Annotated in this window: 9 protein-coding genes; 1 reads left to right on the top strand and 8 read right to left on the bottom strand. The window is 60.0% G+C overall.

Going from position 1 to position 14,596, the window contains the following annotated elements:
• The 4 genes from ACU0FH_RS16550 to rpsL form a co-directional block, all read right to left on the bottom strand.
• The coding region (locus ACU0FH_RS16550; RefSeq protein ID WP_446193684.1) for a GTP-binding protein at positions 1–141 on the bottom strand (141 nt) is incomplete at its 3' end.
• 87 nt (positions 142–228) lie between these two features.
• Positions 229–2,352, bottom strand: coding sequence for an elongation factor G (fusA, locus tag ACU0FH_RS16545; RefSeq protein ID WP_446195752.1), 2,124 nt, complete (start codon positions 2,350–2,352; stop codon positions 229–231).
• 30 nt (positions 2,353–2,382) lie between these two features.
• The gene (rpsG, locus tag ACU0FH_RS16540) at positions 2,383–2,853 is read right to left on the bottom strand and encodes a 30S ribosomal protein S7 (RefSeq protein ID WP_088635873.1); all 471 of its coding nucleotides are present in this window, start codon (positions 2,851–2,853) and stop codon (positions 2,383–2,385) included.
• 63 nt (positions 2,854–2,916) lie between these two features.
• Complete coding sequence (gene rpsL / locus ACU0FH_RS16535) at positions 2,917–3,288, bottom strand: 30S ribosomal protein S12 (RefSeq protein ID WP_007118826.1); 372 nt, start codon at positions 3,286–3,288, stop codon at positions 2,917–2,919.
• A 358-nt stretch (positions 3,289–3,646) separates the two neighbouring features.
• On the opposite strand from rpsL, the gene ACU0FH_RS16530 reads away from it, so the two are divergent.
• On the top strand, positions 3,647–4,456 hold the full coding sequence (locus ACU0FH_RS16530; protein WP_446195750.1) for a putative rhamnosyl transferase: 810 nt from the start codon (positions 3,647–3,649) through the stop codon (positions 4,454–4,456).
• Between the two features lies 1 nt (position 4,457).
• On the opposite strand, the gene ACU0FH_RS16525 is transcribed toward ACU0FH_RS16530, so the two are convergent.
• The 4 genes from ACU0FH_RS16525 to rplL all read right to left on the bottom strand — a co-directional run bounded on the left by ACU0FH_RS16525 (position 4,458) and on the right by rplL (position 14,595).
• Positions 4,458–5,264 (bottom strand): glycosyltransferase, encoded by an 807-nt coding sequence (locus ACU0FH_RS16525; RefSeq protein WP_446195748.1) that lies wholly within the window; start codon positions 5,262–5,264, stop codon positions 4,458–4,460.
• Positions 5,265–5,548: 284 nt separating this feature from the next.
• Positions 5,549–9,790, bottom strand: coding sequence for a DNA-directed RNA polymerase subunit beta' (gene rpoC / locus ACU0FH_RS16520; protein WP_446195746.1), 4,242 nt, complete (start codon positions 9,788–9,790; stop codon positions 5,549–5,551).
• A 48-nt stretch (positions 9,791–9,838) separates the two neighbouring features.
• Positions 9,839–13,972: a DNA-directed RNA polymerase subunit beta gene (gene rpoB, locus ACU0FH_RS16515; protein ID WP_238373287.1), complete on the bottom strand. Its 4,134-nt coding sequence runs from the start codon at positions 13,970–13,972 to the stop codon at positions 9,839–9,841.
• A 248-nt stretch (positions 13,973–14,220) separates the two neighbouring features.
• A complete protein-coding gene (gene rplL, locus ACU0FH_RS16510; RefSeq protein WP_238373286.1) occupies positions 14,221–14,595 on the bottom strand; it encodes a 50S ribosomal protein L7/L12 in 375 nt (124 codons plus the stop codon).
• Between the last annotated feature and the right edge of the window lies 1 nt (position 14,596).

Below are 14,596 nucleotides of genomic sequence, written 5' to 3'. Positions count from 1 at the left end.
GCCGTCGATCTGGTCATAGGCACGGAAGTCGCCGAAATACTTGGTGATCGCCGCCGTCAGCGTCGTCTTGCCGTGGTCAACGTGACCGATCGTGCCGATGTTTACGTGCGGTTTGTTGCGTTCAAACTTTGCCTTACCCATGGGGAGGTCTCCTTTTTTAGTGCGGATGGCGGCACGATGACCGCCCTACAGTTGATGGGTAGGGCGGGGTACTCCCCGCCACCCGATTTATGCGTATTTGGCCTGGATCTCGTCAGAGATGTTCTGCGGAACCGGATCGTAGTGGTCGAACTGCATCGTGAACTGCGCACGGCCCGAGGACATGGAACGCAGGGTGTTGATGTAGCCGAACATGTTTGCCAGCGGCACGAAAGCGTTGATCGCGATCGCGTTGCCGCGGTTTTCCTGACCGGTCACCTGACCCCGGCGCGACGTGAGGTCGCCGATGACGTTACCGGTGTATTCTTCCGGCGAAATCACTTCGACCTTCATGATCGGCTCGAGCATCTTGGCGCCCGCTTTCCGCATCCCTTCGCGCATCCCCATACGAGCGGCGATTTCGAAGGCGAGAACCGAGGAGTCCACATCGTGGAACTTACCGTCGATCAGGGCCACCTTGAAGTCGATCACCGGGAAGCCTGCCAGCGGACCGGAGTCCATGACCGACTTGATGCCTTTTTCGACACCGGGGATGTATTCCTTGGGAACCGCACCACCAACGATGCGCGATTCAAAGGAGTAACCTTCACCCGGCTCTGTCGGGGTGATGACGAGCTTGACCTCGGCGAACTGACCCGAACCACCCGACTGTTTCTTGTGGGTGTAGGTGTGCTCGACCTCTTTCGAGATGGTCTCACGATAGGCCACCTGCGGCGCACCGATATTCGCTTCGACCTTGAATTCCCGCTTGAGGCGGTCGACGAGGATGTCGAGGTGAAGTTCGCCCATGCCCTTCATGATGGTCTGACCGGACTCGATGTCGGTCTCGACGCGGAAGGAGGGGTCTTCGGCGGCCAGACGGGCCAGACCTGCGGACATTTTTTCCTGGTCGTTCTTGGTCTTCGGCTCGACCGCGATCTCGATCACCGGATCGGGGAAGGTCATGGTTTCCAGAACCACCGGATCCTTGGCGTCGCACAGCGTGTCACCCGTGGTGGTGTCTTTCAGACCCGCCAGCGCGATGATGTCGCCTGCGAAAGCTTCCTCGATTTCCTCGCGGTTGTTCGAGTGCATCATCATCATACGACCGATGCGCTCTTTCTTGCCCTTGGTTGAGTTCAGGATCGAGTCGCCCTTGTTCATCTTACCCGAGTAGATGCGGGTAAATGTCAGCGAACCGACGAACGGGTCGTTCATGATCTTGAACGCGAGGCCAGCGAACGGCATGTCATCGTCCGCACGGCGCGGGATGTTACGGGTTTCCGTTTCGTCGCCCGGCTTGAAGCCCATGTAATCGACAACGTCCAGCGGGCTGGGCAGGTAGTCGACAACAGCGTTCAGCAGCGGCTGGACACCCTTGTTCTTGAAGGCAGAGCCACAGAGAACCGGGATGAACTTGATCGCCAGCGTGCCCTTGCGGATCAGCTTGCGCAGGGTCGCGATGTCGGGCTCTTCGCCTTCCAGATACGCTTCCATCGCGTCGTCGTCCATTTCGACGGCGTTTTCGATCAGCTTGGCGCGCCATTCGTTGGCGGTGTCCTGCAGGCTTTCACGGATCGGCTGACGCACCCAGCTTGCGCCGAGGTCTTCACCTTTCCAGACCCACTCTTCCATGGTGACGAGGTCGACCATGCCTTCCAGCTCGTTCTCTGCCCCGATCGGGATCTGGATCGGCGCCGGAGTCGCACCGGTGCGGTCCTGGATCATTTGGACACAGTTAAAGAAGTCGGCACCGATCTTGTCCATCTTGTTGACGAACACGATCCGCGGAACCTTGTACCGGTCGGCCTGACGCCAGACGGTTTCGGTCTGCGGCTCGACACCCGCGTTGGCGTCCAGAACGGCAACGGCACCGTCAAGCACGGCCAGCGAACGCTCGACTTCGATGGTGAAGTCGACGTGGCCGGGCGTGTCGATGATGTTCATGCGGTACTTGGTGTCGTAGGTCCCCTCCTTGGTGGGGTCCTCCTGCCACTGCCAGAACGTCGTGGTTGCAGCCGAGGTGATCGTGATACCACGTTCCTGCTCCTGCTCCATCCAATCCATCGTCGCAGCGCCGTCATGCACTTCGCCGATGTTGTGGGATTTGCCGGTGTAGAACAGGATACGCTCGGAACAGGTGGTTTTACCTGCATCGATGTGGGCCATGATGCCGAAGTTGCGGTAGCGTTCAAGCGGGTATTCGCGTGCCATAGGGGCGGTCCTCGAAAATGAGTAGAGTGTTTACCAGCGGTAATGGCTGAACGCTTTGTTGGCGTCGGCCATCTTGTGGGTATCTTCGCGCTTTTTCACGGCGGAACCGCGGGACTGAACTGCGTCGAGCAGTTCGCCTGCAAGGCGCTCTTCCATGGTGTTTTCGTTGCGCGCGCGGCTTGCATTGATCAGCCAGCGGATCGCCAGGGCCTGACGGCGCTCGGGGCGCACTTCGACGGGCACCTGGTAGGTGGCACCACCCACACGGCGCGAGCGAACCTCGACCGACGGCTGGATGTTGTCGAGGGCTTCATGGAAGACTTCGATCGGCGAACGCTTGATCTTGCCTTCGACGCGATCCATCGCGTTGTAGACGATCCGTTCGGCGACAGATTTCTTACCATCGACCATCAGGTTGTTCATGAACTTGGTCAGCACCAGATCGCCATACTTGGCGTCGGGCAGGACTTCGCGTTTTTCTGCGGCGTGACGACGAGACATTTATATATCCTCTTGTTCCTCTGCGGGCGAGGCCCCGGTTCACGGCCGGGACGCCCGAAATCCTTATTTCGGACGCTTAGCGCCATACTTGGAGCGGCGCTGTTTACGGTCTTTGACACCCTGGGTATCAAGCACGCCGCGGAGAATGTGGTAACGCACACCGGGAAGGTCTTTTACACGGCCGCCACGAATCAGGACAACCGAGTGCTCCTGAAGGTTGTGGGACTCACCCGGGATGTACGAAATCACTTCGAACCCGTTGGTCAGGCGCACCTTGGCGACTTTCCGCATGGCCGAGTTCGGCTTTTTCGGTGTGGTTGTATAGACGCGTGTGCAGACGCCGCGCTTTTGCGGGCATTCCTGCAGGTGCATCGACTTCGAACGTTTTACTTTAGGCTGCCGCGGCTTGCGGATCAGCTGCTGGATCGTTGGCATTCCGGTTCTTTCCCCGTCTCATCAACACATGTGTGTGCACGCATGTGCGTGCGGTTCAAATCAGTCCGGCGCCATACACGTCTGCACAGCGCAAAAACCGCCTTCGTCCCCTGCAAACGGGCACGACGCGGTGGGTTTCCAGAGGATCGGGCCCCTACGGACCGGATCATGACCACTTCAGTTTAGAAATCGGCACTTTGGGGCGACCCCCGAAGCCGAGATAGCGGGCGTATAAGAGGAGTCGCCGCCAGTGTCAACAGCCCCCTGTCCGGCCGTGCCGACTTGCATCGCTGTTATCCGCTTGCCACAGTATATCCGGCATCAACGGCCCCGGACAGCGAAAAATCGGAAGCGAAACATGCAGGTTATCGGATTGTGCCGGTTCTCCTATCCCGGCGAGGGCGGGTTTCAGGTCGCCCATGCGAGCCTCGAGGAACGGATCGCCTATCTCTACGCGCCGGAACGGCTCGAAGAGCGATTCCGGTTTCTCGAATGTTTCACCCTGCCCTCGATCCGGGCGCAGAGCGATCCTGATTTCACCTTTCTCATCGTGATCGGCGACAGCCTGCCCGCCGAACATCGTACCCGGCTTGCCGGGCTCTGCGCCGACATTCCGCAGGTCCGGATCGAAGCCTGCCCGCCCGGCCCGCATCGCCCCGTGATGAAAGAGGCGATCAACGCCTGCCGCGAACCGGGACATGGCCCCTGCCTGCAGTTTCGGCTCGATGACGACGACGCGGTGGCGGTTGATTTCGTCGAACGCCTGCGCCGCGCCGCCGGGCAGGTCGCGGGCCTGCTGAACGATCACCGTCACATCGCCATCGACTTCAGCGCCGGCCATATCGCGCGCCCCGGCCCCGATGGCATCGAGGCCGCCGAGATCCACCAACCCTTCTGGACCCCGGGCTTGGCCATGATGTTCCGGCCCGGCGTCGATCTCAGCGTGATGAATTTCGCCCATCATCGCATTGCGCGAAAAATGCCCGCGCTCACCTTTCCCGACAAGGCGATGATGCTCCGTGGCCATAACGACCACAACGATTCACGCCAGGGACCGAACACGCGCGACTTCGATCTCACACCGCTGGATAACGCTGGGGAATCCCTCTTTCGCAGCCGCTACAATATCGACGCGAACCACGTCCGCGAGGTCTTTAGCGCGGATTAGATCACAGCGCCTTCAGATCCTCGATCCCAAGGCCGAAATGCGTCTGCAGCTCCGCCTCGACCTGCGCCGATCCCATCTTGTGCGACAGGCCCATTACCGCAGGGTCCGACTTGTTATCGCCATGGATCGTCCGGATGAAGCCGGGCACCGAGATATCGGAATAGGTATTATAATGCTGTGCGAACTTTCGATGCACATAGCGATAGGGGTTGGTCTCATGCGCCAGTGGCGCAACCAGCGCCACCCCCGCCGAGAGCGGCGCCCGCTCTACCGCATCGAAGACTTCCGACCCGGTCTCGCTGCGCCGCAGGTAGAACCCTCGATTATAGGCGATGATCGTCGGCGGCGGTGCCTCGTGCAGATGAAACAGCCCTCGTGCCAGCCGCTTGCTGCGGGCGATGAAATCCCGATCCACCGCGTCATCGTCATCCAGTCGGAACATGATCCGATGGCTGCACCCTTCGACCGGGACCGATTGATAGGCCTCGCGCAGCATCGCGTAATGCTTCCCCGGCCCCACCAGCCGCAGCGAGATATTCTCATGCGGTTCCAGCAAGGCACATAACCGCTCGTGGTAGACCTCCGGCATCGCCTCCGCCGCCAGCACGATCAACTGGAAATCACTGTCCCCCTGCCGCGTCAAAGACGGCAGGCACAGGCGTTCGAACAGGCGAAACCGCAACTCCATGCGCGCCGGGCTGAACAGGTGCGCCGCAGTTTCTTCAAGAGTCTTGAACCGTTCCGAGTAATAGGTGGGGGTGAGTACCGAAAACCGTACCAGCCCGATCATCCGAAATTCTGGCGTCACGCCCCTGCCCCGATCTGTTCCCTTTTCCTCCCTTTGCCACATTCCCCCCTCGCCGTCACGCCTCAAGACCGCGGCGCGTGATCGCCCTGCTTCTTTGGGTCAAAAATATCCCGGGGGAGGCCGCAGGACGGGGGCAGAGCCCCCTCACCCGGCCACGAAACGAAATGTGTCACCTATTGTCAGCCCGCGCCGGGCAAGGGATTTACTGCAAAAGAAAACCCCCGCGCCTTTCGGCACGGGGGTCATCAGTTTCTACGCAGGGCCAGGTCCGGCCCCGCCCGGGATCAATCCCGGCTTTCGGGCGTATCCACCAGCGTGTCGTAATCATCCGCACCGATGATATCGCCTTCCAGCGGTGCCGCGAGCGCAGCAGCCGCTTCGGCCTCGTCCCGGCGTGCGTCGATCACCACGTTGTCCCGTTCGGTCGCGATGCGGCGGACCTTCTGGGTCGCGCCACCGGTACCGGCCGGGATCAGGCGGCCGACGATCACGTTCTCTTTCAGGCCGACCAGCTTGTCGCGCTTGCCCTGAACCGAAGCCTCGGTCAGCACGCGGGTGGTCTCCTGGAAGGACGCGGCCGAGATGAACGACCGGGTCTGCAGCGACGCCTTGGTGATCCCGAGGAGGATCGGTTCGCCCTGTGCCGGACGGCCGCCCTTGGAGATCGCCTTTTCGTTGGCCTGATCGAACTCCTGCTTGTCGACGTGTTCGCCCTTGAGCAGCGTGGTATCGCCGCTCTCCTGGATCTCCCACTTCTGAAGCATCTGGCGCACGATGACCTCGATGTGCTTGTCGTTGATCTTCACGCCCTGAAGACGATAGACCTCCTGCACCTCGTTGATCATGTAATCCGCCAGCGCCTCGACACCCATGATCGCAAGGATGTCATGCGGGGCCGGGTTGCCGTCCATGATGTAGTCGCCCTTCTGGACATAGTCACCTTCCTGAACCGGAATGTGCTTGCCCTTGGGCACCATGTATTCGACGGGCTCCATCGATTCATCCGCAGGCTCGATGCTGATACGGCGCTTGTTCTTGTAGTCGCGACCGTAACGCACATAGCCGTCGATCTCCGCGATGATCGCGTGATCCTTGGGACGGCGCGCTTCGAACAGTTCGGCCACACGCGGCAGACCACCGGTAATGTCCTTCGTCTTGGCACCTTCACGCGGAATACGCGCAACCACGTCACCGGCCTTGATCTCCGCGCCTTCCTCGATGGAAAGGATCGCGTCCACCGACATCGGATAGGTCACCGGGTTGCCCGCATCGTTGCGGACCGGCTCGCCATCTTCGCCGACAAGAATGATCTCGGGCTTGAGCTCGTTGCCTTTCGGCGCGGCACGCCAGTCGATCACGATCTTCTGGGTCATGCCGGTGGCTTCGTCCGTTTCGTCGCGCACGGCAATGCCGCTCACGAGGTCGACGAATTTCGCGGTACCGGCCTTCTCGGCGATGATCGGCAGGGTGTAGGGATCCCACTCGATCAGCTTGTCGCCGCGTTTGACCATCTCGCCGTCCTTGACGAACAGCTTGGTGCCGTAGCCGATCTTATGGCTCGCGCGCTCTTCGCCGTTCTCGTCCTGAATGATCAGCTTCATGTTCCGACCCATCACCAGGATCTCGCCATTGGCGTTCTCGAGGATCTGCGCGTTCTCATAAACGACCTTGCCAGGCTGGCTGGCTTCGAGGAAGGACTGCTGGCCACCCTGTGCAACACCGCCGATGTGGAACGTCCGCATCGTCAGCTGTGTACCGGGTTCACCGATCGACTGGGCCGCGATGATACCCACGGCTTCGCCGGTGTTCACCATCGTACCGCGTGCAAGGTCACGACCGTAGCAGGTGGCGCAGACGCCCTCTTCGGCTTCACAGGTCAGCGGCGACCGGATCCGCGCGGACTGCACGTTGCAATCCTCGATGGCGTCAGCCATGCGCTCGTCGATCAGCTGACCCTCGGAGACCAGCACCTCTTCGGTGCCCGGCTTGAGGATGTCCTCTGCCGCCACACGGCCGAGAATACGCTCACCCAGCGTGGCCACGACTTCACCGTCGTTGACCGCCGCTTCGGCAGTGATCGAGTTCTCGGTGCCGCAGTCGAGCATACGCACGATGCAGTCCTGAGCCACGTCAACCAGACGGCGGGTCAGGTAACCCGAGTTCGCCGTCTTAAGAGCGGTATCCGACAGACCCTTACGGGCGCCGTGGGTCGAGTTGAAGTATTCAAGAACGGTCAGACCTTCCTTGAAGTTCGAGATGATCGGCGTTTCGATGATGTCGCCGTTCGGCTTCGCCATCAGGCCGCGCATCCCGCCCAGCTGCTTCATCTGCGTTACCGAGCCACGCGCACCGGAGTGGGCCATCATGTAAACCGAATTCGGCTCCATGACCGCGCCGCTTTCGTCGCGGACATCGGCCGAGATCGACCCCATCATGGCTTCGGTGACGCGGTCGTTACACTTCGACCAGGCATCGACAACCTTGTTGTACTTTTCGCCCTGGGTGATCAGGCCGTCCATGTACTGCTGTTCGAAATCCTTTACCTGCTCGCGCGTCTCTTCGACGATCGGCCACTTGGAGTCGGGGATCAACATGTCGTCCTTGCCGAAAGAGATCCCTGCCGAGAAGGCCTCCTTGAAGCCCATCGACATGATCTGGTCACAGAAAATGACCGACTCTTTCTGACCGCAGTAACGGTAGACGGTGTCGATGACCTGCTGGACTTCTTTCTTACGAAGCAGACGGTTGACCAGTTCGAACGGCGCCTTGGCGTTAAGCGGCAGTAGCGCGCCCAGACGGACACGGCCCGGCGTGGTCTCGTAACGCTTCTGGATCTCGTTGCCTTCGTCGTCGATCTGCGTGATCCGCGCCTGGATCTTGGAGTGCAGGTGCACGACACCCGCATCCAGCGCGTGCTGGACTTCCTCGATCGAGCCAAAGACCATGCCTTCGCCCTTCATGCCTTCGCGTTCCAGCGTGACATAGTACAGGCCAAGGATCATATCCTGCGACGGCACGATGATCGGCGCACCGTTGGCCGGCGACAGAACGTTGTTCGTCGACATCATCAGAACACGCGCTTCCAGCTGGGCTTCCAGCGAGAGCGGCACGTGAACGGCCATCTGGTCACCGTCAAAGTCGGCGTTGAAGGCCGAGCAGACCAGCGGGTGAAGCTGGATCGCCTTGCCTTCGATCAGAACCGGTTCGAACGCCTGGATACCAAGACGGTGCAGCGTCGGCGCACGGTTCAGCATCACGGGGTGTTCGCGGATGACCTCGTCAAGAATATCCCAAACTTCGGGACGCTCTTTTTCAACAAGCTTCTTGGCCTGCTTCACGGTGCTGGACAGGCCTTTGGCCTCCAGCCGCGAATAGATGAACGGCTTGAACAGTTCGAGCGCCATCTTCTTGGGCAGACCGCACTGGTGCAGCTTGAGTTCCGGACCCGTCACGATGACCGAACGACCCGAGAAGTCGACCCGCTTACCCAGAAGGTTCTGACGGAAGCGGCCCTGCTTACCTTTCAGCATGTCCGACAGCGATTTCAGCGGACGCTTGTTGGCGCCGGTGATCACGCGGCCACGACGGCCGTTGTCGAACAGAGCATCGACGGATTCCTGAAGCATCCGCTTTTCGTTACGCACGATGATATCGGGCGCACGAAGCTCGATAAGGCGCTTCAGACGGTTGTTCCTGTTGATCACGCGGCGATACAGGTCGTTCAGGTCGGAGGTCGCGAAACGACCGCCATCCAGCGGCACCAGCGGACGCAGTTCCGGCGGAATGACCGGGATCACCGTCAGGACCATCCATTCCGGACGGTTGCCGGATTCCAGGAAGGATTCCACGACTTTCAGGCGCTTGATGATCTTCTTGGGCTTCAGTTCGCCGGTTGCTTCCTTGAGGTCTGCACGGAGCTGGTCGGCCTCGGCTTCGAGGTCGATCTGGGCGAGCATCTCACGGATGGCTTCGGCACCGATATTGGCCGTGAACGCGTCCATGCCATAGGCATCCTGCGCGTCCATGTACTCTTCCTCGGTCATCATCTGACCGTATTGAAGATCGGTGAGGCCCGGCTCGATCACAACGTAGTTCTCAAAGTAGAGAACACGTTCCAGATCGCGCAGGGTCATGTCCAGCATCAGGCCGATGCGGCTGGGCAGCGACTTGAGGAACCAGATATGCGCAACGGGGGAGGCCAGTTCGATATGGCCCATCCGCTCGCGGCGGACCTTTTGCAGCGTGACTTCGACACCGCATTTTTCGCAGACGACGCCGCGATATTTCATGCGCTTATATTTGCCGCAGAGACATTCGTAGTCTTTGATCGGGCCAAAGATACGCGCGCAGAAAAGACCGTCACGCTCGGGCTTGAACGTCCGGTAGTTGATGGTTTCCGGTTTCTTGATCTCACCATAGGACCACGAGAGGATCCGTTCCGGCGAAGCCAGCGACACCTTGATCTCGTCAAAGACCTTGGGCGGCGTCAGCGGGTTGAACGGGTTGTTTGTCAGTTCCTGGTTCATTTTGCGTCCTTACAAATTGGGATGGGATGAGTGGGGGCGCGTACGCCCCTACTCTTCCTCCGCATCCAGGAGTTCCATGTTCAGGCCGAGGCCGCGGACTTCTTTCACGAGAACGTTAAAGCTCTCGGGAACGCCCGCCTCAAAATTGTCCTCGCCCTTGACGATCGACTCGTAGACCTTGGTCCGGCCGGCAACGTCGTCCGATTTCACGGTCAGCATTTCCTGCAGGGTATAGGCGGCACCGTAAGCTTCGAGAGCCCAGACCTCCATTTCCCCGAAACGCTGGCCACCGAACTGCGCCTTACCACCCAGCGGCTGCTGCGTGACGAGCGAGTACGGACCGGTCGAACGTGCGTGGATCTTGTCATCGACAAGGTGGTGCAGTTTCAGCAGGTACTTGACCCCCACCGTCACCTTCCGCGCGAATTGCTGACCGGTACGGCCATCGAACAGCACCGACTGGCCCGACGTATCGAAACCGGCACGCGACAGCGCGTCGTTCACGTCGAGTTCCTTGGCGCCGTCAAAGACCGGCGTTGCAATCGGCACACCACGGGTCACGTTGCCCGCCGCTTCGATGAGATGGGTTTCGTCCATCCCTTCGATACCTTCAGCAAAGGTGTCGTCGCCATAGGCATGGCGCATCGCATCACGCACGGGGGTCAGGTCGCCGGAACGGCGGTATTCACCCAAGGCTTCGTCGATATTGATACCCAGACCGCGCGACGCCCAGCCCATGTGGGTTTCAAGGATCTGACCGACGTTCATACGCGACGGCACACCCAGCGGGTTGAGGCAGAAGTCGACCGGGGTACCGTCTTCGAGGAACGGCATGTCCTCCATCGGCACCACTTTCGAGATCACACCCTTGTTCCCGTGACGACCGGCCATCTTGTCGCCCGGCTGCAGCTTGCGCTTCACCGCGACGAACACCTTGACCATCTTCATCACGCCCGGCGGCAGGTCGTCGCCACGACGGACTTTCTCGACCTTGTCCTCGAAACGGGCGTCGAGCGCGCGCTTCTGCACCTCGTACTGCTCGTTCAGGGCTTCGACGATCTGTGCGTCCTTCTCTTCGCCAAGAGCAAGCTGCCACCACTGGCCGCGGCTCAGGGTTTCGAGAAGTTCCTCGTCGATCACGACACCGGACTTGACGCCCTTCGGCCCCTTCACCGCGGTCTTGCCAAGGATCAGGTCCTTGAGACGCGCATAGATGTTGCGGTCGAGGATCGCGAGTTCGTCGTCGCGGTCACGCGCGAGGCGTTCGACTTCCTCACGCTCGATCTGCAGCGCACGTTCGTCCTTTTCGACGCCGTGACGGTTGAAGACACGCACTTCGACCACGGTACCGAAATCGCCCGGCTTGACCCGCAGCGAGGTGTCGCGCACGTCGCTTGCCTTTTCGCCAAAGATGGCGCGGAGCAGTTTTTCTTCCGGCGTCATCGGGCTTTCGCCCTTCGGCGTGATCTTGCCCACGAGGATATCGCCCGGCTCCACATCGGCACCGATATAGACGATGCCCGCTTCGTCGAGGTTTCGCAGGGCTTCCTCGCCGACGTTCGGGATGTCGCGGGTGATTTCTTCCGGCCCAAGCTTGGTGTCACGGGCGGCGACTTCGAATTCCTCGATATGGATCGAGGTAAAGACGTCGTCACGCGCGATGCGCTCGGAGATCAGGATCGAGTCTTCGTAGTTGTAGCCGTTCCACGGCATGAAGGCGACGACCACGTTCTTGCCAAGCGCCAGTTCACCCATATCGGTGGACGGACCATCGGCAATGACTTCGCCCTTTTGCACCGTGTCGCCAACCTTGATCAGCGGACGCTGGTTGATGCAGGTGTTCTGGTTCGACCGCTGGAACTTGCGCATACGGTAGATGTCGACGCCCGCATCGCCCAGTTCCAGATCTTCGGTCGCCCGGATCACGATACGCTGCGCATCCACCTGGTCGATGATCCCGGCCCGCTTGGCCATGATCGCCGCACCAGAGTCACGCGCCACAACTTCCTCGATGCCGGTGCCGACCAGCGGCGCCTCGGCCCGCAGAAGCGGAACCGCCTGACGCTGCATGTTCGAGCCCATCAGAGCGCGGTTGGCGTCGTCGTTTTCAAGGAACGGAATGAGCGAAGCCGCAACCGAAACAAGCTGCTTCGGCGACACGTCGATCAGGTCGACCGTTTCGTTCGGAGACAGGGTGTAGTCACCGGATTTACGGGTCGAGACCAGATCGTTCACAAACTTCATGTTCTCGTCGAGGTTGGCGTTCGCCTGCGCCACGGTGTGACGCATCTCCTCGGTCGCGGACATGTAGTGCACTTCGTCCGTCACCTGGCCGTCCTTGACCACGCGATAGGGCGTTTCGATAAAGCCGTACTTGTTCACGCGGGCAAAGGTGGCCAGCGAGTTGATCAGGCCGATGTTCGGACCTTCCGGCGTTTCAATCGGGCACATCCGGCCATAGTGGGTCGGGTGAACGTCGCGCACCTCAAAGCCTGCGCGCTCGCGGGTCAGACCGCCCGGCCCAAGCGCCGAAAGACGACGCTTGTGCGTCACTTCGGAGAGCGGGTTGGTCTGGTCCATGAACTGCGACAGCTGCGAAGAGCCAAAGAATTCACGCACGGCAGCAGCAGCCGGTTTCGCGTTGATCAGATCCTGCGGCATGACCGTGTCGATTTCGACGCTGGACATACGTTCCTTGATCGCGCGCTCCATCCGGAGCAGACCGACGCGGTACTGGTTCTCCATCAGTTCGCCGACCGAACGCACACGACGGTTACCAAGGTGGTCGATATCGTCGATATCGCCCTTGCCATCGCGCAGTTCCACCAGCGCTTTGATGCAGGCGACGATGTCTTCACGGCGCAGGGTACGCTGGGTGTCTTCGGCATCGAGTGCCAGACGCATGTTCATCTTCACGCGGCCAACAGCCGACAGGTCATAACGCTCGCTGTCGAAGAACAGCGTGTCGAACAGGGCCGAAGCGGCGTCGACGGTGGGCGGCTCGCCCGGGCGCATCACGCGATAGATGTCCATGAGCGCGGTTTCGCGGTTCATGTTCTTGTCCATCGCCATGGTGTTGCGCATGTACGGACCGACGTTGATGTTGTCGATGTCGAGCACCGGAATATCGGTGATGCCCGCGTCGATCAGTTCTTTCGCGGTGCCGCCGATCAGGTCGCCGGACTTGTCGTATTCCAGCGTCAGCTCGTCACCGGCTTCGACATAGATCGCACCAGTTTCCTCATTGATGATGTCGCGGGCCACGAACTTGCCGACGATATGATCGAAGGGCAACAGCAGTTCCTTGACTTCACCTTCGTCGATCAGCTTCTTGACTGCGCGCGGGGTGATTTTCTTGCCAGCTTCGCCAATGATATTGCCGGTTGCCGCGTCGACCAGATCAAAGGTCGGACGGGTGCCGCGCACACGCTCGGGGAAGAAGGGGGCGACCCAGCCCTTGCCCTTCTGGTAGCTGTAATTGACGGTGTTGTAATAGGCATCCATGATGCCTTCCTGATCGAGACCCAGCGCGTAAAGCAGCGTGGTGACAGGCAGCTTGCGGCGACGGTCGATCCGGGCGAACACGATATCCTTGGCGTCGAATTCGAAATCGAGCCACGATCCGCGGTAGGGAATGATGCGGCAGGCAAAGAGCAGCTTGCCCGAGGAGTGGGTCTTGCCCTTGTCGTGGTCAAAGAACACGCCGGGCGAACGGTGCATCTGGGATACGATCACACGCTCGGTGCCGTTGACGACAAAGGTGCCGTTGGGGGTCATCAGGGGCATATCGCCCATGAACACGTCCTGTTCCTTGATGTCCTTGACGGATTTCGCGCCGGTGTCCTCATCGACATCGAACACGATAAGACGCAGCGTCACCTTGAGCGGTGCGCTGTAGGTCATGTCACGCTGCTGACATTCCTCGACGTCATATTTCGGCTTTTCCAGCTCGTACTTGACGAATTCAAGCACGCTGGTTTCGTTGAAATCCTTGATCGGAAAGACCGACTGGAACACGCCCATGATACCTTCGCCATCTGTGGGCTGGGGCGCATCGCCGGATCTCAGGAAAAGGTCATAGGAAGATTTCTGAACCTCGATGAGGTTGGGCATATCCAGCACTTCGCGGATTTTGCCATAGTATTTACGAAGACGTTTCTGGCCAAGGTAGGATTGAGCCATGTCAGGTGTCACCTTTCGATTTTCTCACCGGGCAAGGGCACCGTCGGGCCCCGGCACCTTACCCATACGAGACAGGGGGTTCGGATCAATTCATGGCCTCCGTCCCAAAGGAAGCCTCCCGATCCTGTGAACCGCGCCTTAGAAAACGCCTCTCTGAGCGAGGCCCTTACTAAGACGTGTTCGGCTGGACCCAGAAATCTCCGGATCCAGCCACGTTCCAGTCACCCGTGAAAGGGCGAGACGGCCAATTAGGCCAGTTCGACTTCGGCGCCAGCTGCTTCCAGCTTGCCCTTGATCTCTTCGGCTTCGGCTTTGTCGACGCCTTCTTTGATCTTGCCGCCAGCTTCGACCAGTTCCTTGGCTTCTTTCAGACCAAGACCGGTGATGCCGCGAACTTCTTTGATCACGTTGATTTTCGAAGCGCCGGCGTTCTTCAGAACGACGTCGAATTCGGTTTTTTCTTCCTCGGCAGCGCCACCGGCGTCTGCGGGACCAGCCATCATGACAGCGCCGCCAGCTGCGGGCTCGATGCCGTATTCGTCCTTGAGGATGGTTTTCAGTTCTTGTGCTTCCAGCAGGGTCAGACCAACGATCTCTTCTGCCAGTTTTTTCAGATCAGCCATT

The sequence above is a fragment of the Heliomarina sp. genome (assembly GCF_052826185.1).
Note: the sequence above shows the minus strand (reverse complement) of the source record. Positions and strands in the feature narration are given on the sequence as shown.